This is a genomic window from Chitinophaga filiformis, assembly GCF_900102545.1.
Classification (GTDB): Bacteria; Bacteroidota; Bacteroidia; order Chitinophagales; family Chitinophagaceae; genus Chitinophaga; species Chitinophaga filiformis.
Genome location: NZ_FNBN01000006.1, coordinates 303,773 through 328,049 on the forward strand (window position 1 = coordinate 303,773; position 24,277 = coordinate 328,049).

The 24,277-nt window shown below is 43.2% G+C and carries 21 protein-coding genes and 1 tRNA gene; 13 read left to right on the forward strand and 9 right to left on the reverse strand.

The window, feature by feature from the left end; translation table 11 throughout:
• Nucleotides 1-3 precede the first annotated feature (3 nt).
• Nucleotides 4-804: a chemotaxis protein CheB gene (locus BLR32_RS34245; protein WP_218124242.1), complete on the reverse strand. Its 801-nt coding sequence runs from the start codon at nt 802-804 to the stop codon at nt 4-6.
• A 104-nt stretch (nt 805-908) separates the two neighbouring features.
• Here BLR32_RS34245 and BLR32_RS23585 point away from each other — a divergent pair, with 104 nt between their 5' ends.
• Nucleotides 909-1,313, forward strand: a complete 405-nt coding sequence (locus tag BLR32_RS23585) for a response regulator (protein WP_089835313.1) — start codon at nt 909-911, stop codon at nt 1,311-1,313.
• Between the two features lie 407 nt (nt 1,314-1,720).
• On the opposite strand, the gene BLR32_RS23590 is transcribed toward BLR32_RS23585, so the two are convergent.
• The 3 genes from BLR32_RS23590 to BLR32_RS23600 are packed head-to-tail and all read right to left on the reverse strand — an operon-like array spanning nt 1,721 to nt 4,164.
• Nucleotides 1,721-2,056 (reverse strand): YegP family protein, encoded by a 336-nt coding sequence (locus BLR32_RS23590; protein ID WP_089835314.1) that lies wholly within the window; start codon nt 2,054-2,056, stop codon nt 1,721-1,723.
• Nucleotides 2,057-2,071: 15 nt separating this feature from the next.
• Nucleotides 2,072-3,193: an SUMF1/EgtB/PvdO family nonheme iron enzyme gene (locus tag BLR32_RS23595; RefSeq protein WP_089835315.1), complete on the reverse strand. Its 1,122-nt coding sequence runs from the start codon at nt 3,191-3,193 to the stop codon at nt 2,072-2,074.
• A 29-nt stretch (nt 3,194-3,222) separates the two neighbouring features.
• Nucleotides 3,223-4,164 (reverse strand): caspase family protein, encoded by a 942-nt coding sequence (locus BLR32_RS23600; protein ID WP_089835316.1) that lies wholly within the window; start codon nt 4,162-4,164, stop codon nt 3,223-3,225.
• Between the two features lie 241 nt (nt 4,165-4,405).
• On the opposite strand from BLR32_RS23600, the gene BLR32_RS23605 reads away from it, so the two are divergent.
• The 5 genes from BLR32_RS23605 to BLR32_RS23630 all read left to right on the forward strand — a co-directional run bounded on the left by BLR32_RS23605 (nt 4,406) and on the right by BLR32_RS23630 (nt 9,803).
• Nucleotides 4,406-4,873: a hypothetical protein gene (locus BLR32_RS23605; RefSeq protein ID WP_089835317.1), complete on the forward strand. Its 468-nt coding sequence runs from the start codon at nt 4,406-4,408 to the stop codon at nt 4,871-4,873.
• 672 nt (nt 4,874-5,545) lie between these two features.
• The gene (locus BLR32_RS23615) at nt 5,546-6,367 is read left to right on the forward strand and encodes a sensor histidine kinase (RefSeq protein WP_089835319.1); all 822 of its coding nucleotides are present in this window, start codon (nt 5,546-5,548) and stop codon (nt 6,365-6,367) included.
• A complete protein-coding gene (locus BLR32_RS23620) occupies nt 6,364-7,041 on the forward strand; it encodes a response regulator transcription factor (RefSeq protein ID WP_089835320.1) in 678 nt (225 codons plus the stop codon). The genes BLR32_RS23615 and BLR32_RS23620 overlap by 4 nt, the downstream gene beginning before the upstream one ends.
• A 235-nt stretch (nt 7,042-7,276) precedes the next feature.
• A complete protein-coding gene (locus BLR32_RS33840; RefSeq protein ID WP_143011555.1) occupies nt 7,277-8,971 on the forward strand; it encodes a CBM96 family carbohydrate-binding protein in 1,695 nt (564 codons plus the stop codon).
• A 49-nt stretch (nt 8,972-9,020) separates the two neighbouring features.
• Nucleotides 9,021-9,803 (forward strand): hypothetical protein, encoded by a 783-nt coding sequence (locus BLR32_RS23630; protein ID WP_089835321.1) that lies wholly within the window; start codon nt 9,021-9,023, stop codon nt 9,801-9,803.
• A gap of 86 nt (nt 9,804-9,889) precedes the next feature.
• Here BLR32_RS23630 and BLR32_RS23635 read toward each other — a convergent pair whose 3' ends face one another.
• From BLR32_RS23635 to BLR32_RS23645, 3 genes are all read right to left on the reverse strand, one after another.
• Nucleotides 9,890-11,689 (reverse strand): glycoside hydrolase family 36 protein, encoded by a 1,800-nt coding sequence (locus BLR32_RS23635; RefSeq protein WP_089835322.1) that lies wholly within the window; start codon nt 11,687-11,689, stop codon nt 9,890-9,892.
• A 24-nt stretch (nt 11,690-11,713) separates the two neighbouring features.
• Nucleotides 11,714-13,594: an alpha-L-fucosidase gene (locus tag BLR32_RS23640; RefSeq protein ID WP_089835323.1), complete on the reverse strand. Its 1,881-nt coding sequence runs from the start codon at nt 13,592-13,594 to the stop codon at nt 11,714-11,716.
• 127 nt (nt 13,595-13,721) lie between these two features.
• Nucleotides 13,722-16,175 (reverse strand): glycoside hydrolase family 2 protein, encoded by a 2,454-nt coding sequence (locus BLR32_RS23645; RefSeq protein ID WP_176842407.1) that lies wholly within the window; start codon nt 16,173-16,175, stop codon nt 13,722-13,724.
• 546 nt (nt 16,176-16,721) lie between these two features.
• Between BLR32_RS23645 and BLR32_RS23650 the strand changes: the two genes are divergently transcribed.
• From BLR32_RS23650 to BLR32_RS23665, 4 genes are all read left to right on the forward strand, one after another.
• A complete protein-coding gene (locus BLR32_RS23650) occupies nt 16,722-17,456 on the forward strand; it encodes a class I SAM-dependent methyltransferase (protein ID WP_245705507.1) in 735 nt (244 codons plus the stop codon).
• A 140-nt stretch (nt 17,457-17,596) separates the two neighbouring features.
• Entirely contained in the window at nt 17,597-19,012 is a 1,416-nt protein-coding gene (locus BLR32_RS23655) for an aldehyde dehydrogenase family protein (protein WP_089835325.1), read from the forward strand.
• Nucleotides 19,013-19,651: 639 nt separating this feature from the next.
• Nucleotides 19,652-20,182, forward strand: coding sequence for a DUF6232 family protein (locus tag BLR32_RS23660; RefSeq protein ID WP_143011556.1), 531 nt, complete (start codon nt 19,652-19,654; stop codon nt 20,180-20,182).
• Nucleotides 20,179-20,526 (forward strand): hypothetical protein, encoded by a 348-nt coding sequence (locus tag BLR32_RS23665; protein WP_089835327.1) that lies wholly within the window; start codon nt 20,179-20,181, stop codon nt 20,524-20,526. The genes BLR32_RS23660 and BLR32_RS23665 overlap by 4 nt, the downstream gene beginning before the upstream one ends.
• Before the next feature lie 188 nt (nt 20,527-20,714).
• On the opposite strand, the gene BLR32_RS23670 is transcribed toward BLR32_RS23665, so the two are convergent.
• A complete protein-coding gene (locus tag BLR32_RS23670) occupies nt 20,715-21,911 on the reverse strand; it encodes a hypothetical protein (RefSeq protein ID WP_089835328.1) in 1,197 nt (398 codons plus the stop codon).
• 288 nt (nt 21,912-22,199) lie between these two features.
• Here BLR32_RS23670 and BLR32_RS23675 point away from each other — a divergent pair, with 288 nt between their 5' ends.
• The 3 genes from BLR32_RS23675 (at nt 22,200) to rhuM (ending at nt 24,110) form a co-directional block, all read left to right on the forward strand.
• Nucleotides 22,200-22,484 carry a hypothetical protein gene (locus BLR32_RS23675; protein ID WP_245705508.1) on the forward strand — a complete coding sequence of 95 codons (285 nt, stop codon included), beginning with the start codon at nt 22,200-22,202 and terminating at the stop codon, nt 22,482-22,484.
• A gap of 129 nt (nt 22,485-22,613) precedes the next feature.
• Nucleotides 22,614-22,952 carry a hypothetical protein gene (locus BLR32_RS23680; protein WP_089835329.1) on the forward strand — a complete coding sequence of 113 codons (339 nt, stop codon included), beginning with the start codon at nt 22,614-22,616 and terminating at the stop codon, nt 22,950-22,952.
• Nucleotides 22,953-23,114: 162 nt separating this feature from the next.
• Nucleotides 23,115-24,110, forward strand: a complete 996-nt coding sequence (gene rhuM, locus BLR32_RS23685; protein ID WP_176842419.1) for a virulence RhuM family protein/type II toxin-antitoxin system death-on-curing family toxin — start codon at nt 23,115-23,117, stop codon at nt 24,108-24,110.
• A gap of 53 nt (nt 24,111-24,163) precedes the next feature.
• Here the strand turns inward: rhuM and BLR32_RS23690 are convergent.
• Nucleotides 24,164-24,237, reverse strand: a tRNA-Met gene (locus BLR32_RS23690).
• Nucleotides 24,238-24,277 lie beyond the last annotated feature (40 nt).

A 24,277-nucleotide genomic window follows, 5' to 3' on the forward strand; every position in this document is an offset into this window, starting at 1 on the left:
TTCCTACAGAGTATCCAGCTTAAAAAGCAGCATACGCCTGATAATGCGGCGACGGATAGTATTTACTTTATAATGCGTAAAATCAACACCTGTATTTTTTTTTACCTGTTGCAGGATGGGCCCCATGTCTTCATTCATTCCTGCTGTTACCTCGTCTTCACTTTCCTGCATAGCAGCCTGAAAGATATCAGCCTTACTACTGATCCGCGCCAGCTCTTCTGCAATCTCCTTTGGAGACAGCACCATATCAACCACACCTTCGGCGATAGCCGAACGGGGCATGCTCTGGAACTTGGCAGTCTGGTCCTGTGCGAAGGTAAGACCGCCGGCCGTTTTAATAGCCTTCAGTCCGAAGGTGCCGTCACTGGCTGAACCAGACAGGATTATACCTATTGCGCCTTCCCGGTGTTTGTCTGCCAGAGAAGCAAACAATTTATCGATAGGCATGTGAATTGCGGGCTTGGCAGGTCGTGGATTTAAGGTTACAACACTGTCAACAATCGTCATGTCCTTATTTGGCGGAATAACGACAACCTGATCGGGTTCCACACGCATGAGGTGCTTTGCCTCAAGCACCTTCATTTTTGTTACTTTCGACAGAATAGGCACCATCTTACTTTCATGCGTAGGATCCAGATGCTGAATATAGATATAAGCCATCCCTGTACGGGAAGGCAAGTGTGACAATAATTCAACTACTGCCTCTAATCCTCCGGCGGACGCACCGATCGCGACAATAGGATAAGGCTTGGTCCGGCGTTTTTTTTCTTCACCGGTTGGTCTATTTTTTGTATTTTCACGCATAATGCCCTTAAATGTACTGTATATAAGGAGAATGTAAGCACTAAAGTTACATATTCCCTGACAAGTCAAATTAATTTCGTAACTAAATTCCGGAACTTACTACAATGCTTACGAAAGCCAAAACTGTTCTCATCGCAGATGATGATCCGGATGATATAGAAATGTTCGTAGAAGCACTGCAGGAGCTAGACAATCACATACGCTGTCTGAGTGTAGGTAATGGTTATGAAGCACTTCAGTTACTGAATGTTGTGAATGCACCAAAACCCGATATCATCTTTTTAGACCTCAACATGCCAAAACTCAATGGTAAACAATGTCTTATTAAATTGAAGCAACAAGACCGATTTGCTGACATTCCAGTAATTATCTTTACTACATCCAAGCTGGATGACGACAATGAAGAGATGCGCCGGCTGGGGGCTGTCGATTTTATTACCAAACCATCGAAGTACGGTGACCTGGTACATTTACTGTCTAATTTACTGACCAGTATATCAGTACACTGATCGTACATCTGCCTATTATGTCATGTGACAGATTTACGACCATTAAATGAAAAAGCAGTTATGTCGAGTATGTAGAACCAAAAATTTTAAAATAGGGGGATTGTCTGAATAAGCGTATAGAAGCTATGCGCAGGGATTTATTTTGTGTTTATTGGCTGTTAGCAGTTAATGGTTATTTTATTGACTTCACGAACGAGCCCGGCCGGGTCCATCCCCTTTTGCTATAATAATAGTTCGCCTGGATAAGGTACCAGGCAGACATGCGGAAATTTTTGAAAACCATCTCGAATCAGTATGCATTTCGAGGTGACTTACTATTTCATTTTCTGTTGGGTTCCTGAGGTACATAATAAGCTCGTGAGCTGGATGTAAAAGGGGAACGAACAAATACTTCGTTCCCCGCGGTCTTAACACAGATCATCAACTGTTGCATTGGGTGCGTCTTCCTTTACCGAGTCAATACCAGTATCACGGCTTGCAGGAGAGGTATAACTCTGGCTACGGCCGATAATTTCACCATTACGGGCTTTTAGCACAAAGGTGTAACTGCCATTGTTCTGTCTGCGCTCGAAGCGTTGTTCATCCGGGGCATTTTGTTTGACGGATGCTATACCATCTTTACAGGATTGCTTAGCGATATACCCTTCACTGCTGAGGGTAATTTTTCCATTGACAGCTTTCAGGCGAAAGTAGTACTGGCTGTTAGCGGAACTTTTGTAAAGTTCAAATTTGGGATTTTCCATGTTGTTTGATTTTTATTAGCGATTATTCCAGGCTACCCTGAAACCGATATAGGGGCTTCGGATATCGGGATGTTCTTTGGTACGGTAGGTAAGGTCTAATTCATTCACAGGCCTGATGCTGCTATTGTAGGAACCACCTCTTACAGCCTTCCATGTGAGGGAAGAGTCAAACCAGTCATCACACCACTCTGCCACATTACCAGTCATATCGTATAGTTTAAATGCGTTGGGATCTCTGGAGGCGACCCGCATAGGCTTCTGCCTGTGGTAGACAGCTACCTTTGATGCGTTATTGCCGCCACTATATTTAACAGCCAGGCCTGCGCTGGCCGCATACTCCCATTCAGCTTCAGTAGGGAGCCGTCCCTGCACCCATTTACAGTATTCCAGCGCTTCGTACCATGTGACGTTCCTTACAGGGCCATTTTCATCAGAGTAGGGTGGTTGCGGAGGACATTCCTTTTGCTGACTTTCGCAAAATTTCCTGTATTGGGTAATGGTGACTTCGGTGTTGCTGATGTAAAAAGAATTTATGTCCCTTTGTATATTTCCCCCATTTTCCGTTAGGGCGGGCATGCCTGTGATTAATACTTTTTCTTCCTTTGGCGGGGTCATAAGAGGGCGTCCTCCAGGTGGCCAGGAAATGTGATAACTTACCGCTGCGGTAATGCTCAAAAGAACAATACATATAAAAAGCGGGAGCTCTCTGCGTAATGCTGCACGTTTCTGCCGCTTAATCTTTTCTTCGAGAATACCGGCAATTTCTTCGGGATTATTATTCCATTCGAGATATACCTGGTGCTTAGAAATACTGTCTACCGGGGTATTATCCAGCCTCAGTTGCAGCACACGTGGCTTGCCCCTTACAAAACTTGAAACAGCCACTTGTAATTCTACACCAGACCAATATTTCTCCACATAGATCTGGCTGGTGATCAGTAAAATGTACCTGGCGTGTTTACCATAAGCATCCTTCGTGAGGTTCATGACGTATTCTCCCCAGTTACCAGCAGTATCATCTTCATAATAGTAGTAGGGTATGCTCTTCTTCTTTAATGCTGCGACAATTTGCTTTGCGACATCTTTATCTTCCTCGGCGACGGAGATAGCTACATCATATTTAAACGGCTTTCTCATTATTCAAGGGGATTTACATATTGCTGGAGTTATATTCTTTTATCTGTGAGTAGCTTCCAATAATAAGTCCCCATTGAGGTGAGGCGACAACTTTTCCTGTTGATAGCGGCCCAATACATATACTCTTCCCCTACAGGCTCGACCAGGCCTATGAGCTGCATTCTGCGCAAGACCTTAAAGATGTTGATATTTTCGGTGTCTGGAGCTTCAGCGGTGTATTCATAACTCGGGTCAAGCGGATATTCGCTATCGGCATGCTGAAAGTATTCTGTCAGCTTTCTTAATTCTGACAAGGCTACCAGGGGTTTTACTTTACGTAGGCTGACCGTACGTACTATGTTAGCCTTAAAAACCGGGCGCTGTTTCCATCCGCCAAGTGCTTTGTCAATATAACTGTAAATATTGCCGGGTGTCACTTCTCCCCCTATATCGGCAGCGCCACCTTTTAGTGCATCGATAAGTAAATTTGTAAATACGCCATGTCCGGATGCCTCCATTGACAATTCGGTCCTACGGCTTGATGCAAGTATAATAACCCCCTGTTCCAGGAATGCTGCGCTATTTCCGGGTATTGTAACAGTTCCCATGGCCCCCGCATGACAGCAATCAAGGATCACGATCTTGTGCCTTGCGGCAGACAGGCTGGCAATTTTCAGTATTTCGTCCATTGAAATGCCTTCATCATGCCGACTGAAATCGGGCGTTACGATATAGCCACCTATATCTGTCACATATCCGTGGCCTGAAAAATAGAAAAGGCTGATTTCATCATCACCTTTAAAAAGGTCGAGTATCAGGGATTTGAGGACAGACCTGGTCTTTACATTATTGCTGACCATCACATCAAAATTTGGGGATCCATCGGCGTTTGTGTCTAACAGCCTGGCTACTTCCATCGCATCATTTTCGCACCCTTTCAGCCTGGCGCTACCGGGGTATTCATCGATGCCGACAACCAATGCTTTTCTCATGGGGAATAAATTGAGGATAAGAACAATCTCTGTTTAACAACACAAAGGTTATAAAGCCTTATGAAGGAAAAAACCCGTGTGAAGGGGGAAAAATCCCCTTTTTTCTCATTACCGGATAAACCCCTTTTCCATAGGGAGGATTTTTCCTGTATTTGCGTTGAGCTGAATTTTTTAAACTGTTGAAGCCATAGTTTCGCAGTGGTAAAATTCCATACTCCAACTATTTTTTAAAACTCCAATTATGCAACACCATGTAACAGTAAAGCCCCTTCCTTTTTTCTATGTGGGCCAAAAAACAACCGCAGACCGAATCACCCGGTTCCAAAATCAAAAACACAATGTTTTAAGTCAGGCATTAGGCAAGCCAGACACTAAATCAGTCTGGTATTCAAAAGAGCATTTCGTAAAGTTGTTGGAGGAAATTGAGTATGCCGGGGGAGACGGTATCAGAATCAACTTTGGCACGTACGAAGACGGCCATCAGTATGCAGGACAATTATGCCTGCTGTTCAATGTTACCAGGGAAAAGGCCATCGGTAATACTACCATACACCATAATGTGGTACTGGAGAAAGAATCGAATTATTCGGAAAGATCATCCCTCCCCAGGGAGATCATCTTATTTCCCGGCGACGACCCTGCTGAAGATGGAAAAGACTTTAATCTGGGACTACCCTGTCCCCCACGCTGCGACGACAGTTTTGAATAACATTCAGTAAATTGAGTAAATGCAGCGTCTACTAAAATATGAATACCTATTTCTTGTACCACTATTGCTTAGCGCCATTTTTAGCCTGAAGAGTTTCTGGCAAAAATGGCCTAAGCCATATAGGTTACTTTCGATATTAGTAATAGTATCACTGTTAACTGAACTGGCAGCTTTCTTCTGGCGTTTGTTTATCCACAAGATGTTCTTCTGGGATTATTCAAAAAATAACTTCTGGATCTATAACCTCTTTATTACCATCCGCCTGGGAATCCTGTTGGTCGTCTTCTATCTTATCCTGGATGCTCCGCGGATAAAAAGGATCATTCCGCCTGTGGCATTCATGCTGGTATCATTCGGCCTACTGGATTACCTGATTATTCAGGGCCCATTTCAGTATAACACTTACAGCGTGATCTTCGCGCATATACCAATCATTGTGCTATGCCTCCTTTATTTTAAACAGTTATTACAGGAAACCAGAATAATTGTGTTACATAAAGAACCATTGGTTTGGATGACGTTGGGATTATTTGTATACCATGCAGTATCCCTTCCATTTCTGATAATGTTGGGATTTCTGAACATGCAGCAATCCGATTTGTCTTTAGTGTTCCTTCCAATCAATGATACGTTCAATTTATTAATGTGCACCTGTTATTTAATAAGCTTTTTATGCAAACCTCAACTCTCGCAACCGCACTAACGATTATAATTTCCACCGCTATTGTTCTTTGCCTTAGCATTGCTATTATCTATTTCCTGTTCCTCTATCAGCGGAAAAGATTCCGACATCAACAGGAGCTAGTTGAAATACGCGAAGCATTTAACCAAACCCTACTTCAGTCCAAGCTCGCCATCCAGGAGCAAACCCTTGACCATATTTCCAAGGAGCTGCACGCTAACTTCAGCCATCTTGTTTCGCTGATCAATATAAATCTTTCCGAGGCCCTGCCCCAGATTCCGGTAGAACAACGTGAGAATATTATTGAAACGAAGTCGCTGGCCAAACAGCTGATGAGTGAATTAAAGGCCCTGAGCGCCAATCTTAATACCGATCACATTATTCACATTGGTTTTGTAAAGGCATTGGATAATGAGCTAAGCAGACTTGCTAAAACGAAAAAATATGAGATTGTCATTGCCAAAACCGGTGAAGAGTACCGGATGTTACCAGAGCATGAAATCATTCTTTTCCGTTTGTGCCAGGAGGTATTAAACAATGTCGTAAAGTATGCGAAGGCGTCAAAGGTCTCCACATCCCTTACCTTCTCTCCGGACCAATTTGAACTGACAATAGCGGATGACGGATCCGGATTTGATGTAGAAGAAGCTTTAAAACGAAGTGGGGAGAAACAAAGCACTGGCCTCCTTAACATCCGTAAAAGGGCGGCGCTTATTAATGCCGAATTTAATATTGCCAGTCGGGAAGGAGAAGGTACCTTAGTGTCGATAAATATACCACGTCCCGAAATACTTAAATCCCTCGTTTTATGAAAGACGCTGTCCCCAAACTGAATACACTGAACATTGCCATTGTCGACGACCACAATCTATTCCGCAAAGGCCTGATCAAGCTTATTAACCTCGGTAATGTACAGAACAGATATAACATCCTCTTTGAAGCAGACAATGGACATGAGCTCCAGGAAAGTATGAAACAGGTACCGTTTCCCGATATTATCCTGATGGATATCGAAATGCCGGATATGAACGGGTTTGAAGCCGTGGATTGGTTGCAACGCACGCATCCTTCTGTGAAAGTAATGGTGATATCCATGGTAGAATCAGATGAGGCGATCCTGCGCATGTTACGCCTGGGTGTAAAAGGATATCTATCCAAAGATATTGAAGTAGAAGATATGCATCGTGCACTGGAGACCATTGCCAATAATGGTTTCTATTATTCTGATACGGCAACCCAGGTTATGAATCACAATTTAAACGGTACAATAAGCAAAAATAAAGACGCTGTATATCTGTCAGAAAACGAAAGGGAATTCATTAAGCTTGCTGCTTCAGACCTGACTTACCAGCAGATTGCTGAAAAAATGAGCCTGAGCCCGAAGACTATTGATGGTTACCGGGAGGCACTCTTTCAACGTCTGAAAGTAAAGAACAGGGTGATGCTGGCACTTTATGCTGTAAAACATGGTATTGTACAATTGTAGGCAGGCATCTTTTAAGGAAGATCTACTCAAATTTCCGAAAAGCATCCTATAAACATATTACATCCCCGGGGACTCATTATAGAATATAGCAATCATTTGCCAAATTAAAAAATTTGCTTTCTATTAGAAACTCACTAATTTAACGTTAGATGCAATCGATTGGCAAGTCGAAACAAACGTTTACTTTTTAGATAAACTTTAATTCCCACATCCCCTTCACCTCAAAATTTCCGTTATGAAAACATCCCTACGATGCGGCAGCATTATGCTGTTTTTATTTTCCATGTCCCCTCTGTTGCATGCCCAGGTTACATTATCGGCGAATGGGCCAGGTGATACATATGAGCTTATTCAAAGTGTTTTAGGCAGTGGCACGGCCGGAGAAGTGCCCGACTGCGGCCATACTTCTTTTGGCAGACATATTACCGAGGAATTTGATGCCCAGCTTAACAGATATGTTTTTGTATTCCATATTCACGTAACACCCGACAATGATCGCTGCAATGGCAGTACAGACAGGCAAAGGAATGAAATTAAAACACAGGGCTCCTCTCCTGCCAATGTGAAAGGCTCATTGAACGAAACCGTTACTTATCGCTGGAAATTCAAGCTGGACGCAGGCTTTAAACCTACGGCAAACTTTTGTCACATACACCAGATCAAAGCAGGTGATGGCGATGATGGCGCTCCTATCATTACCATTACACCACGTGCCGGCAATCCACAGAAACTGCAGATCATCCACAGTACTGGCAGTGGCGGCACCGGAGGAGAAGTTCATAGTGTAGATCTTTCTGCATTCAAAGGCGTATGGGTGGAAGTATTTGAGAAAATCAAATACAGCACGAGCGGTTCTTATGAGGTAGTAATAAAACGAGTCAGCGATGGCGCCACGCTGCTTACCTACAGCAATAGCAATATCAATATGTGGCGTGATGGAACTACCTTCTGCCGGCCCAAGTGGGGCATCTACCGTAGTCTCAACAGTATATCAGACCTGCGGGATGAACAGGTACGTTTTGCAGATTTCTGCATTGCGGAAGGCAATAATACCTGCCCAAGTGATGTAGGTAATGGTGGCGGTGGAGAAACAACCACATTAACGCCAAGCGCAGATGCCTACGTAAGAAGCGGCACTTATGCAGGTACAACACATGGCAGCACGGACCCCAGTATCCTGATTGCCAAACTTAATTCCTCGGGCTCTGCTGACAATGACCGGCAAACCTATGTAACTTTTGATCTGGGCAGTGCAGGGACTGATATTTCATCTGCTGTATTAAAGCTATACGGAAAGATCGACGATACCAGGTCGTCAAACGTACCCGTCAGTGCATACAGTGTATCCAATACATCCTGGTCGGAATCTTCAATTACATGGAATAACAAACCAGCTACTTCCAGCGCGGCGCTTAGCAGTGCAACTATTACTGATGCCACCGCCAGGTATTACACCTGGAATGTGACGAATTATGTTCAAAGTCAAATTGATGCTGGCAACACGAAAGTATCTTTTGCGTTAAAGAGCACACAGATCACCGATCCACGAATCACCTTTAACTCGAAGGAAACAGGTTCTAATCCGCCACAGCTGGTGCTTAATCCAACAAGTGCAATAATTGCACAAGTTCCACCAGCTTATGCACCTGTTGACAAAACAGCCAAAGAAACGGCTGACCTGGTAGTAAATGTATTTCCTAATCCGCTGGGCGATAATACTACGATAGATCTTAACTTAAAACAGGCTGGCCGTACCCAGGTAGAAGTATTTGATCTGCAACGGCGGAGAATAGCGGTACTGATAAATACCTATTTGCCGGCGGGAGCTCATCGCACTATCTTCGACGCCAAATCTGTTCCTGCGGGCACTTACATTGTAAGCGTACTGCACAATGGGAAGGTAGTTACAAAGAAAATCTCCAAACAGTAACACTAAATTTTATTTCCACGTCATTTATTAACTGATCAAATCAACAACCATGAAAACCACCGCAATGGGCAGCAATGCCTCACATCTGCTATGGCAGCTAAAACCGCTGCTGGTATTATCTCTCATCATCTTTCTTAGCAGCAGTTGTAAAAAAGAGGCGCAAACACCTGATGAGCGTCCTTCCCCTTCATCTGAAACGGCTAACATCAACGAAGATGTAACAATAGCTTCTGCCGTAGGTAGCGGCTGGGTGGCATACTCTCCTACCAAAAAAATCCACCTGGACGATGAGGACGGGCTGCAGATCTTTAACTGGACATCTTACAAGTCTGTCGGAGACCCTATCTGTGCAGACTACCAGTACGACAATGGTACAGAGACTTTCCGCATTGTAAATAATAAGTCGAACCGCTCTGAAATACGACTGCAAAATGAGTATTCCTCAGGCAGCCGCCAGTTTGAGGGATATGTTACTTTCAATGCCCCACTTGACGATGAATCATTAATGCAGATCTTCGGCAGTACTGAGGGAGCAACCCAGTTAATGATCCGTGGATATGCTGCCGACGGAGGTTCCATCAGAGGGGCTGGCCAGACATTGGCTACAAACGTTTATGGAAAAGAAGTGCATATAAACGTCATTCATTTGCAGGAGGATAAAGGCAACAGGATCAAAATCTATATCAATGGTGTCAAGAAGGCGGATATTGCCGATAATGAAGCGGTTACCAACTATATGAAGTATGGTAATTACGGTACATTAAGAACCGGCACTGCTACGGTAAAATGGAGAGGCGTGAAAGTGTATAGGGATGGTACTGCGCCTAACTGATTTTTCATCATACTACTATTTATCCCTTAAAAGGCTTTCAGACGGGTGTCTGAAAGCCTTTTGACATGTTTTATTATCAGCCTGTATTATTCCTTTATTTCTACCACACTTCCATCATGCGCATTGAGATTTACAGTGTATTTATCCCGGAATTTCCCCAGGCTTTTGCCTGTCCAATGATCCGTAATTTCGCAGGGCCTGTCCAGTTTAACGGTGATAGTTTTAGCAGAGCTATCCCAGTTTAACAAGACGAGGCATTTACCATTGGAGGTAGACAATCTGCCTATTTCAAACTTTGTGTTTTCAAAAGCAGCAGCATGTGCGGTGGGCGGTACTGTTTTCCGTAAGATGTTTAAGCGTTCGGGAGTAATTGTGGTCAGGTCATCGCCACTTAACAACATTCCACCAGTGCCGTATATCAATGCTGCATGAAAACGAAATTCGTTATCCGGCATTTTACCGGTCAACAGCAGGCAATCCGGATCGTTCCACCATAAACGTCCATTCTGCCAGGAACGGTACAGATTCTCCCTTCCTGAGCGCTCAAAAGTAGTCCATTGACGTTTGATATCCATCGAGCTGCGGGAGCCATGTATAAGACCTAATGAAGGCCAAAGCGGATGATTACAACCCAGTATAAAGGCATCTCCGGTTCCTTTGAGTATAGCTTCCATACCGCGGCGGTAAGCCTCTACACGGGTAGCCTGTTTGTCATAGAAATGGCCACCATGTATAGCGCCCCAGAAATTGGCATCCAGTTTAAAGTAGGTACATCCCCATTGCTCACGCATAGTGCGGAACAACGCTTCCAGGTGTTTCTGCACTGCCGGATTGGTACCATCCAGTACGTACCAGGGTTTGAGTCGCCAGCCCCCAAACGTTACCAGGTCACTACGCAATGGCTTACCGTTTGCGTCTTTCACCAGCCAGTCAGGATGCTCTTTGTACACTATTGAATTACTGTCGCAAATAAAGGGGGCGACCCATATAGCAGGCTCAAAACCTTTGCTCCGTATACTACTCAACACTGGCTGTATATTACCGCCAAATGATTGGCCTGTCGACAGCCAGTCGCCCATATGCGGCTGATACCCGTCATCTATCTGTATATATCGCAGGGCGGGTATATTAGCCTTAATGTAATCCAGGTTATCATAGATATTCTGCGCAGTTACCCGCGGACCAAAACAATACCAGCTACACCATCCGGTAGGTGGCTCTTTAAAGGCCAGCCGTGGATGATGATGATTGATACGACCGGCGAATTTTTCGAGCAGGGCATTCCCTTCCCTACCCTTCAGCAGGGTCCATTCTTCCAGTTGAAAGGTTGCGCCGGGAGCCAGGAACAGGTTCTCCAGGTCCATTGCCACTTTAATAGTGTCTGCATTGAGATAGAACTTGCCGACAAAACGCCTGCAACTGGTAAATCCTGCCAGCAGTTCCGGTTCTCCTTCCGGATATAACCGTAACAAGTTATACACAGCCAGATAGCCGGCTGGCTGCGGTATCCTGTAATGTCCATCGTCAGTATAATTCCCAAGCACCTGCGGTTTTTCAAGGGTGCCACTTGTCTGCGTCAGCATCTGGAATCCCTCAGCGTAAAAGGGTGTATTGCGCGCTAATATTTTACCTGCCTGTGCCAGTATTACTTCGCGGATGCGTACCGGCGTATTCCCCGTATTTACTATCCGTGCGGTACAAAAATCTCCTTCCCAGGTACGCGAGACTTGCACGGTAGCAGGAGCAGGCTCTCCATTGGCCATAACAACGGTCGCTTTACTGTTTTTTAAGGCCTGCAGGAACTGGTCTGCCGGACCAGCATGCAGACCTGCTCCCGCAAGGAGGGCTGCCAATAAAAAGGCTGGAAAAGGTTTCCTGAATATCATCTGTATAAATTTTTCTGCCAGTTATTAAGGTGCTAAAGTGATCTCAAATAATTTCATCAATTCCTTACCCCTGATTGCCTCCGGCCGGATGCTTAAGGTATGTACACCGGCAGGTAAAGACAGATCTCCTAAAGCCTGAGTCATGATCTTTTCCTTAGGCACTGCCTGGGTTGTCCCATTGAGTGTTTTCCCATTTACCGTCACTATGAATTTATTTTCGCTGGTAGTGGAATCTGCTGAATATTTGATATTCGTATGGAAACGCGCCGGCTCTGTCAACCGGAACGTCCAACTGATATACTGTTCAGGTCTGGTCCAGTTATATACGTAATATTTCGGTGCTTTGCCATCGCCATACTGGAAACCGTCTCCATGCAACGTACCGTCGAAAGCCCGCAGTACATTAGTGATAGAGCGGGTATCCAGTACACGGATGCTATCCGTTTTCACTTCCTGCATTTCCAGTACGATTACGCTGTTCATGGAATCAATTGCTTTAGCGGGCAAGGCAATTGTGATATCCCTGTCGTTCACCCGTTTTACAGGCAGGGCCTTCTGTTGCGGGTCTGCCAGTAGCCAGGCTTTGCGGACATTGCTCTTCAATCCGCCCACGTATAGAGGCGCTTTTGATGGCCAGTCAAATACATGCAGGTACAGGCGATTACCCTTCAGGGTACTTTCTCCCCAGGGTTGCAAAGGCAGTGGAGATGCGGTAGTACCATAAATGCTTTCGCCATTCGTTTGCATCCAGGCGCCAATACTGTGCAGGATAACTGTATCACGCGGATCTACCAATCCATTGCCCATAGGGCCGATGTTCATCAGCAGGTTACCTCCCCTGGCAGCAGCTTTGGCCTGCAATCTTACGAAGAAGCCGGCTGGCTTATGGCTGTCGTCGTACTTTGAATAACCATAGGATTCATTTGTGGTAGGAATGGCTTCCCAGTCGCCGGTAACCGGGTAAAATTCTGCAGGACGATCGGATGTGTTTATATAATCACCAAAAGAGATACGGGGAGTACGTGCCAGGCGGCCATTTACTACAACGTTGTTGTCTACTTCACGGATCGCTTTTAAGATGCGGATATTTTCACTTAAGGGTAATTTACTAGGAGTATCAAACCATAGTATATCCGGGTGGTATTTCCGGATCAATTCTACTATCTGTGGTATCGCTTTTTCGTTCACGTACTTCACTGCTTTGGGCAATTTTTCAGGATGCACATCAAACCAATTGAGTCCTCCCCATAAACGTTTATCGCCAGCAGGATTATCATAATCCCAGTCGTTACCCGGAGCATCTGGATGCTCCCAGTCGAAAGCATGTGAATAATAGAATCCGAAGCGGATGCCGTACTTCTTACAGGCAGCAGACAGCTCCTGCATAGGATCACGTTTAAATTGAGAAGCACTGATATTCAGATCGCTTACTGCTGAAGGATACATGGCCACGCCGTCATGATGTTTAGACGTAATGATCAGGTAGCGCATACCGGCGGCTTTTATCATTCTTACCCAGGCATCAGCATCGAACTGTTCCGGGTTGAATGTTTTCAGCAGTTTCTCTTTGTACACGGCTCTGGGTATCGTCTCTTTACGCATCAGGTGTTCTGCATAGCCATCCACCTTTTTGCCATTCCATTCACCGCCTGCAGTGGAATACACTCCCCAGTGAATGAAGCAGCCAAATTTAGCTTCCCGCCACCAGGCAATGCGGGTATCGTGATTTTCCATGCTACGCTTCCACCAGCCATTTACAGCTTCATTGATAGCTGCCTGATCCCGTTCAGCTCCTTTTTGCAATAAAAGGCCTTGTTCGTCGCCTTTATCAGCGCTGGCCTGCGTTTGCGCCTGTAGCCGGAATGATATCATGATAATGACTACACTGAAAAATACTTTCCTCATAGTATTATGTTTTATGTGAGCTACGCGTTTATAGGTGTTTAAGTGTAATTATCTTTTGTGGTTATTCTAAGGTTTATACAGTCATTACCTCTTTACGGGGCAGCTACATTATCTGGGACGGGAAGCATTATAAAGCAATAAACGCTACCGGTATCCCTTTTACGATAGCTCCTACCGTACTTTTCCCTTTATTCAACTGTACACTGATCTGCGCCTGTCCGTTGGCCACTTGTACTCCACGTGATCCGCCGGCAGTTCCCTGATCATCTATCAGCATGCCATTTCCTGCAATGGAAAAATTGATATAGTCTGCTGCGTCCAGACAGGGTACACCCTGAGCATCCAGCAGCTTAACCTTTATTATAGCTGTGTCGCCGGTAATTGTCTTCTCCATTGCCAGGCTCGCAGGTTTGGTCCATTGCGCTGTCTGATAAGAAAACGACACTTCATCTGTTACAGTTTCTTTTCCTTTACGAGCTACTACTTTCACCTGGTATTCTCCTTTGTGCAAAGGCAGTTGCCAGCGAAGGCCGGCTGCAGGGAAGTCCTGGCTGTTACGTTTTTTAACACCATAACTTTTACCGTTTACAAACAGTTCTGCTTCGGGACAGTTAGAGTACACCCATATCATTTTGTCTTCTCCATCTTTACCCCAGCGTATTGGCCAATTGTGTCCGTAAATATGTGCCATGGGCCGTGTGGTCCAGTAGGATTGGAATACATAGTAAGATTCTTTCGGTGTAAGATCACGGGCTACTACACCTTTCTGGTTTACATATGGCACAGGATTGTCTGGCCGTAAGGGTGTGGAGAAATCTTTAAAGATCCAGTAAGCGCTGCCTGTAAGTTGTGGTATTGTTTCCTGTTCTTTCAAATGCCAGTCGATAAGTTTACACGCATATGTTTCTGACCAGTCGCCATCTTTGGATGCACGGGCACTACCACCGGTAAGTGCGAAGTCGCCAGTGCGTTCATCTGTGCCTTTGCCGGTGGCTACTTTTTTCAAGGCAGCTTCAGGATATTCTGCATGCCGGCCCTGATGGCTGTCAGCGCCCCATTCCGCATGAAAGAAATGAGGAACATCAGCAATGGCTTTTAAGGTTTCATCCTTATACTCTGTGTAGCGACCGCGATACCAGCCAGCCCAGATGGAAGGAGAATATACGTCTACAATATCCTTACAGAAATCACAGCGACGAATGGTTGTTTTACGTGAGCTATCCAGTTGATGCGCCAGCGCATTAAGTTCGCTCATGAAAGCGCGGATCTTCTGTTTGTCAAACTCGGGGAAATCACCAGGCCAGTCATTTTCATTTCCCAACCCCCATAAGATCACTGCAGGGTGATTAGCATGTTGGCTGATCATGTTTGTCAGCATGCGGCGTGCCTGCCCTTTGTATACTTCACCTCCTAATCCACCGCGGCACCAGGGAATTTCTTCCCACACCAGTATGCCCAGGCTATCACATAAGTCAAGCACTAAAGACGACTGCTGATAATGCCCCAGTCGTATAAAGTTGGCGCCCATGTCCTTTATCATTTTCATTTCCCGGCGTATCATATCTTCAGTAAGTCCTGCCGCAACACCAGCACCATCTTCATGCCGGTGCGTGCCTTGCAACAGGAGACGCTGTCCATTCAGCATAAAAGGTCCGTGCGTTACAAATTCAAAATGCCGGAAGCCGAAATGTCCTTGCCAGACAGCTTCTCCAGCAGAGCTCTTGATACTGGCCTGCACTGTATATAACTGCGGTTGACCAGGTGACCATAACCAAGGTTTCCTGATAGTAATTGGAGGTATTGCCAGGATGCTATCTTTCAGTAATACCTGTTGTTTGTAGTGTTGTACTACTTTTCTCTGAGGGTCAAGTATGTTGATATCAAGCGTAGCCTGCTCAGCATGTTGTGGATTACGGAACGCTGCACGTAATTGTACCACACCTGTTTTTCCCTGTGCATCTACCTGTGGCTGTATATGTAATTGTTCAAAGGATAATGCCGGCGTGTATACCAGGTTTATGTACCGGTATAGGCCTCCATACACATTAAAGTCTGACATAGAAGAAGGGATCATCTCAGCATCCCGTGCGTTGCTACAGCGGATTTCCAATGGTACTTTCCCTTTGTACCGTTTGGCATCAGGGCTTTGCAGGAATTGTTGTATAGCGTCGGTAACGTCTACCGTCCATGCGTCATAACCACCTGTATGATGAGCAACGAGCGTCGTGTAAATGTATACGTCTGTTTTTTGTCCGGCGCCTTCGAAATGTAGCAGGGTACGACCCTGTGTATATGGGTTTGTAATTTCCAATGTTGTTCTATACCAACCCGGTCCCTGGTAATAATTCACGTCGGGATCTACAGCATCTTTTGCGTTGAAGCAATGAGGTAAGGTGACCTTTTCCCACAAGGGCACGGATTCCGGGCTACCTTCTGCAGCGGGGCGTACAGCTTCCCATGCGCTGCTTAGATCTTCCTTTAAGAATTCCCAATTCTGTGTAAGGCGCTGGCTTTGCTGCGCCTGTGCAGTTGACAATAGCAGACAAAAGATAAGTCCTGTTAAGAGCAGGTGACGGATCATTATTAATATCGAATTATGTGTTCAATACTAGTGTTCGTAGATTACAGGCAAAGGCTTGTCATGCGTTGTCTTTAATGGCAACGGTGCTATTATGACGGCATTTTTAATTGAGAAAAAGAGGGGATAGATAATAGTGGGTGTTACTCCTTCTTTTTCATAAACCTGGAATCTTGTTGTAAGTTATGCAATCGTTTGCACTAAATGAAATTATTGGGGGAAATTTAAGTACTGGGGAGCGCTGATAGTTCGAATGGAGGGGCATGTGGAGGCAGAAATGTAGAATAATGACGCATTCTGATGTTATTTTATCAAGAGTTCGGATTTTCCGAACAGTTCGTTAGACAATATGGTTTCCATTGAATCTGAATAATACTATCTCGATGATTATATTCGATCAGAGGCATTCAGTTCTGCATACAGCTACACAATTTTCAAGGATTATCTTATCCAGGGATATCCCATCAATGAGAAAGCGCCCAAGTGGTGGTAAGCCTTATCAGTAGGTATAATTGACAATGCCTATGATTCTACGGAAAAAGACTCACAGTGGGAGAATTTCTTAATAACTTTATGGTTGTACGTTTAATTAGTATGGAACTATTAACAGAAAACCAGTTAATCTGGTCGCCAATTGTTGCTAACAATCGGATGAACCGGAAGCGAATAGCAAGCGGGGTAAACAGCTATGAAAAGGAGTTGAATTTTAATCCGGGCGTATATTTGAATAAATGTCTGGAAGAACGAAAATATGCGAAATGGTTGGATCTATGCTGTGGAGAAGGCAATGCACTGATTCAGTATGCCAAAGAAGTAGCGGACAAAAACCTGCAGGAGCGAATCACATTAAAAGGCATTGATCTAGTAGATCAGTTTGAATCAATCCCACTCGCTATCAACTGCCTGCAATTTGAGATATGTTCGCTTGTTGATTGGGAAGATGAGGAGCAGTTTGATCTGATTACCTGTGTTCACGGCCTTCACTATGTTGGCGATAAACTTAAAGTTCTGATGAAGGGATTGAAGGCAATTAGTGAACACGGCATAATGATGGCAAATCTTGATTTGAATAATATTAAGATTGAAGGCGATCAGAAGAGAAATTACCTAAAGAAGTTGTTCAAGGAAAATGAAATCGGATATAACGCCCGAAGGAAACTAATTACATGTGAAGGTCCGAGAGATATCAAATTAAATCTTATTTATAGGGGCGCAGATGATAAGGCCGGTCCTAATTATACCGGGCAAGCCGCTGTAGATTCTTATTATTCAATAACGGATTAAAATCAATCCCTCTCTATTGAGAAGTGCTTGCCAAGGCAATGTTATCCCTCAAGCATAGCTGAACTTTACAACAAAGCAAATTGACCTTTATAGCAAAAGTGAATGTCTAACACCGCGGTACTTTTGTATAAAAAGGAACAATGAAAAACATAGATCGAATTTACATTAACGGGAAATTTATTACCCCGAAGGGAACAGAGAAGGCAGATATCATTAGCCCTGTAGATGGCTCGGTAGTAGCGCAGCTCACATATGCTAACGAAAGCGATACAAATGACGCCATTGCCGCGGCAAGCGAGGCTTTAAAACACTACTCCCAAAGCACAATAAAAGAACGGACAACTTATCTTCAAAACATCCATAACGAGATTATGAAGAGAATGGATGATCTTATTGAAGCTACCATTACTGAATATGGCGCCACCAAAGAACGGGCTAAGTGGTCAAATATGCTTGCAGCAACCACATTCTCAAGCCATATATCGATCCTCGAACACTATCCATTTGAAAAGAAGATCAATGAATCGAAAATTGTGATGGAGCCGGTTGGCGTTGCAGCGTTGTTTACGCCCTGGAATTCCAGTTCCGGATCAATTGCAGTGAAGCTCGCTCCTGCGCTGGCTGCAGGTTGTACAGTGATTATCAAACCGAGCGAGTTTAGTCCCTGGCAGTCGCAGATCATCATGGAATGCATTGATGCGGCGGGTCTACCTGCCGGTGTGGTGAATATGGTCAATGGACGGGGAGACGTTATCAGCAAGGCACTGATGGAAAGTCCGGCGGTTACAAAGATCGCTTTTACCGGTTCTACACAGGTGGGAAAAATCATTGCACAGCAATCTATTGCCACAATGAAAAGACTCACATTAGAGCTCAGTGGTAAATCTGCCAATATTATCTTAGATGATGCAGACCTCTCCATAGCAATCCCTATGGCTCTGCAGGCAGCTTTCATGAACAACGGACAAGCATGCATTGCAGGCTCGCGTTTGCTGATACCTGAAGCCAAAACGGCTGAAGTAAGAGAAGCGTTGTTAAAGGCTGCTGGACACTTTAAAGTAGGCAAACCTTACTATGACGGTATCAATGTCGGTCCGGTTGCCAGCCAGAAGCAATATGATCGTATACAACAATATATCGGCATCGGTATTGAAGAGGGCGCCGAAGTAATATGGGGGGGACCTGGTCGTCCCAAAGGACTTGAGGATGGTTATTATGTGAAGCCCACTATTTTTATGGGCGTCAACAATAACATGCGTATTGCGAGAGAAGAGATATTTGGGCCTGTGCTTAGTGTCATCCCTTATCGTAATGAGGAAGAAGCAATAGCTATTGCCAATGATACTGATTATGGATTGATGGCTTATATCAGTTCAAAAGATGTTAGTCGCGCGGAAAAGATTGCGTCCCGGCTTCAGGCAGGCAGGGTATTGATCAATACATTGAAACATGATCCTCTGGCGCCCTTCGGTGGGTTCAAACATTCAGGCATCGGAAGAGAAAACGGAGCATTTGGATTAGAAGCATTTTTGGAAGTGAAGGTGCTCATATCTTAACTCGCACTAGATAGTAGAGGCAGGGAAAACTTGATATCCCTGCCTCTTTTATTGCATTAAAATATTTGTTCCAGGCCCCTTTACGATTTCATAACACATCCTTCCTTCCATTTTTATAGTTTCATCCCTTATCCTACCTGTTCTGACGGTGGCATTAACTGAACTTTCAATATCTGACTATATATATGAGAGGAAACTATTGCTTACATCTGTAAGCTTGCCGGCACTCTGTGCCAGTATGCAGGCGCAGGACCTACCAGTGGTGGAAAACAAAAGAGTGCCTTACCTGATGGCGGGTCACTCACTTCAACAGGCAGCAGTCTGCCACCCGGAGATCTGGTGCCCTCCCAGTATATCAATTCGCAAGGTGCTGCGGCGACAAAAGCTTCGGGGAATAGCCTGGAGTCTTTGTTGTTATTGTTAACATTTAATGATCACTATTTAATGATCACTTTTGCAAACTGCATATCATATACCGAATACAACTATTAGGACTGCATTATTACCGCTCCTTTCTTACAAGGGAAGGGGCAGCTCTGTTACAAAGAGATGATGTTATTTCCTACAATAATTTTTTTTTCGTATTTTAAATACCTGATATCCCCGTTACAGCTATTATTTGACCCTAAAATCGACAACATGAGGAACAGCAAAGGAGAAGGTAGCAAACCGTATCGCGGCTCGTTAACATTCACTAATCAAACTATATCATTTGGTGGAACAACTATTCAATTAAGAAATGTAACAAGAGTCGGGACGTATGAACTTAAAAGGTCTCATCGAATTTCACCTCTTGCACTGGCAATAGCAGTAATAGTATTCTTTCTGTCTTTCTCAACAAAAGGTTGGGGAATTATCAGCATTCTTGCAGCAGCAATCGCAGGATATGGCATCTATGAATACTTCCGCCCAAAGTTATATGCACTTATTATTGAATTAAATTCTTCCTATCATTATACGCTAAGTAGTACTGACAGAGAGGGAATACTCCAGGTACGTAACAGAATTACGTCAGCCATGAATGCTACAGAACCAGTTAATACCACTGTTAACTTCAACGGCGACAAGATTATATTCGGAGATCACGTTGGACGCGACAAATATGAGATTCACAATTCAAAGATTGGTAAAGTAGGCTCATTTGATAACAATTCAGAAAAATCATTATGAAAAACAATGACTTCGTTATGGGAGACAAAATAAGTATACACAATTCTGCAATTGGTGCTGTTGGCAGTGGCGCTGTTAATTATGGAAACGTAACTTCAGCATCTCCAGATTATGATTATAGTGTAATACTCGAGGAAATCAAAAAACTCAAAGAAGCACTATATAATATTCCTCAGAATGATGCGCAGATTATTGCGCTGTCAGATATTATTCATGCTGAACAAGCTGCAGTAAGCCAGGATGGTTCTACAATGGTGAAATATCTGAAGAAATTGGGAGTATGGGTACTTGATGTAGCTAAGGAAGTAGGAGTAAATGTTATATCAGGTTTGATAGGTAAGTGATAGCTATAGCTCTCCCTTATGTAAAACTTAGATCAATTATTTCAATGCACCGGACAACTACAATTTCCTGCAACAATTGCCTGTATGTTTCCGGTGCATGCCTTTACTTGCTGATACAAGCAGCAAAAGATATATTCCTAGAAAGATTATTTCTTTGAAATATTGATGAATTATATAGAATCACTTTCTTATAAAGGAAGCATTCCCTTTTGCCTCCATATTGCTATTACATCTTGTTTCACCCCACATTCTGACAGGATCTCTTCAAGCTCTTCATCATTATGTCCCTCAATAGACCAGTCGATAGCGTATGCAGCAAAATCTTCCGTAGCCTCTATTTTACCAAAAAGCTTACCCTCGGTTAGAATAGTGCAGGCCTTACGTAGCATCACACTGCCAGGCTCCATGTCATCATTCTCATTCATCATTTGTTCAAGCAAAACAAAAAGATCTTCAAAAGGTGTTATATCTACACCCGGCCCTCCATATTTATCATTGATAAAAGGAATATCGCCACGCTGTATTTTTTCTTCTATTTCTTTAGTCGATTGCCATGACAAAATAGGATGATAATTATCCCCTAAATGATAATATAACTCAAGAAGAGCAATCGGCTCCTGTATATTTTGATATGTCAGGACTTCAACTATTGCACTTGCCATAGCCGATGCAAGTTTATCTATAAGCGCGGCTAAATCAAGATTCTCCTTGTTTCTGCAATAACTAAGTTGGCTTCTTCCGTCTTCAAAAAAGGTCCTGATTTTCTCAAGAACTCCCGGTTCGTCATAGATATATTCACCAGTGGTCGTATACATTCCTAAACCAGGCGTATTATGAATACTGGAGGATGTATTAATTCTATCACCTTCATATTTAAAGCTGGTAGCTGTAATAAAGAAAGAAGATTCATCATTCTTCAACTCATTTATTCTCTCCTGCGGCGTTAAATGTGGGTATCCACTCCCCCTGCTATTCACGACCAGGTGTTGCAGCATAACTTTCCTGCCATCCAGGAAAACCATTCGGGCAAATACAGAAGGCACACCTGTATTAAGACAGAATTCTATATATTTTACCTCGTCGCCACTATATGTGTAAAAACCTTTCCAGGCTACTTTATTATACACATGCCCGAACTCAATGTAACAGGGTAATCCTGTTTCATTGAATCCATATTTATACAGATCGGAATGTTCCAATCCGGGGCTGTCTTCTATCATGGGACCACCACTTGGAAATGATGTCCTGTTAAATTTTGAGATGTCATATCGACTACCATTTGAGTATTGAATGGTATTGACCGCATCTCCATAATAGTCAATTAAATGTATATCATCGAATGCCTGCTCCCATCTTTGAAGGAGATCATCAAGTAGTTCTTTCATTTGAGAATAATTAGTACCTGATTGGTTAAAACTTATAACATTTACCCATGACTTCCATGTTCGGGGTTGGTTAGATATAGAAAATTACAAAAAAGTGGGATGAAACATGAAACAATCTCAACCAAAATAAAAAGCTTTTAGAGAAATTCTTTAAAAGCACGGCCTATATTCTAGCGAAAACAGGTGTAATATCCCTCCAGTTGCTATCAGACTTGCTATCTTAGATTCCTGATTATTAATATTACATTATTAAAAAAAAACAGCAAACAACACAGAACGGCAAAATATATGAATACCCAAAGAGATAAAAGTAAAATAATAACCTATCCTCCAGAGACATTAAGAACCTTTAGCGTGGAAGCGTATCAATGGATAGATAATCTGAATTTCACCATCAATCCGGAAGAGTGTTTGAAAAACGCGGAGGAATATCTCAGTATAGCAAGGGAAATGTTCTTAGATGCAGGCTGGGACGGCGACGGAAAAATAGAACTCATGTGGATTCCTCCTTTTATGTTGCGGAGTAGCCCAACAGCGGAGCTTACCCTTGGAGTTACTAATCTGGCATGTTAAACAATTAGAAGATGGGGTATCCTGGCTTTTATCACCAGATAGAGTTGCCCGGTTCAACCTGGTCCGGAATCGTTTATCAGTTGATGAATAGTTTGGAAAAATCTTGCTATACCAGAAAAAGGAAAATATATGAATAGTCAAAGAGATAAAAGTAAAATAATCACCTATCCACCGGAAACATTGAGAACCTTTAGAGTGGAAGCATATGAGTGGATAGATAACCTGAATTTCACTATTAGTCCGGAAGAGTGCTTGAATAACGCGGAGGAATATATTAGTATAGCAAAGGAAATGTTTTTGGATGCAGGCTGGTATGGTGACGGGAAAATAGAACTAATGTGGATCCCTCCTTTTATGCTACATGGTATATTGACGGAGGAATTAACAGTTGGAGCTACTATCTGGCATGTTAAACAAAAAGAAGATGGTATATCCTGGCTGCTGTCACCAATAGATTTGCCACGTTAACAATTTAAGTAAACAATACAGACCTGGATAATAAAGGAGTAGTGCACCATGCATTATTGCAGTTAAAGAAAAAAGCTTTCATGCGTTTGCCTGAAAGTTTTTTTAAAACCTTTAACCACCTCTAACTATGGATATGCTACCTTCATAGTAATACGATCAATGATGATAGAAAATAATCAGATAGTTATTTATCAGACATCCGATGGGGAGACGTCTATAGATGTTACTCTTGATCAGGATACTGTTTGGCTCTCCCAAAATCAGATGGCTGAATTATTTCAAAGCAGCAAGCAGAACATCAGCTTACACATAAATAATATTTTCAATGAAGGAGAACTTGAGAGAAATGCAACTGTCAAGGAATCCTTGACAGTTCAAAATGAGGGTAAAAGAGCGATTAAGCGAAAAATTGAACAGTATTCATTGGATGTAATTATTTCAGTAGGATATCGGGTTAAATCCAAACGCGGCATTCAGTTTCGTATATGGGCAAACAAAGTGCTAAAAGAATATCTTATTAAAGGCTATGCCTTGAACGAAAAACGCCTGCACGAACAAAAGCAGCAATTCGAAGCACTAAAACAAACAGTGCGACTAATGAGCAATATTGCAAGCACGCAGGAATTATCAAATGATGAAGCTACGGGATTATTAAAAGTAATTACAGATTATACTTATGCGCTGGATGTTTTAGATAAATACGACCATCGCAATTTGACAATTGAAGCTATCCATCTCCATGACTCTTTTGTCTTCACATATGAAGAAGCAACAAAAGCTATTTATGGGCTAAGAAATAAATTTGGAGGAAGTAACTTATTTGGAAATGAAAAAGATGAATCTTTCCGAAGTTCTATCTCAACAATTTATCAATCTTTTGGAGGACAAGAATTATATCCTAGTATTGAGGAGAAGGCCGCACATCTCTTATATTTCGTTGTAAAGAACCATTCTTTTTCAGATGGGAATAAGAGAATCGCTGCATTCTTGTTCGTATGGTTTCTTGAGAAGAATAATATTCTTTATCGGGAGGATGGATCTAAACGTATTGCAGATAATGCGTTAGTAGCACTTACGCTTATGATTGCCGAAAGTAAACCAGATGAAAAAGATATAATTGTGCAGGTGGTTGTTAACTTGATAAATGGTTACAACTAATATTCACAACAAAAAAGGCTTTCAAGCGTCTGCCTGAAAGCCTTTTTAATTCGTAGCGAGAAAGGGAGTTGAACCCTTGACCTCAGGGTTATGAATCCTGCGCTCTAACCGCCTGAGCTACCTCGCCATATTTCCCACTCGTCCAAAACGGGAGTGCAAAGATAATA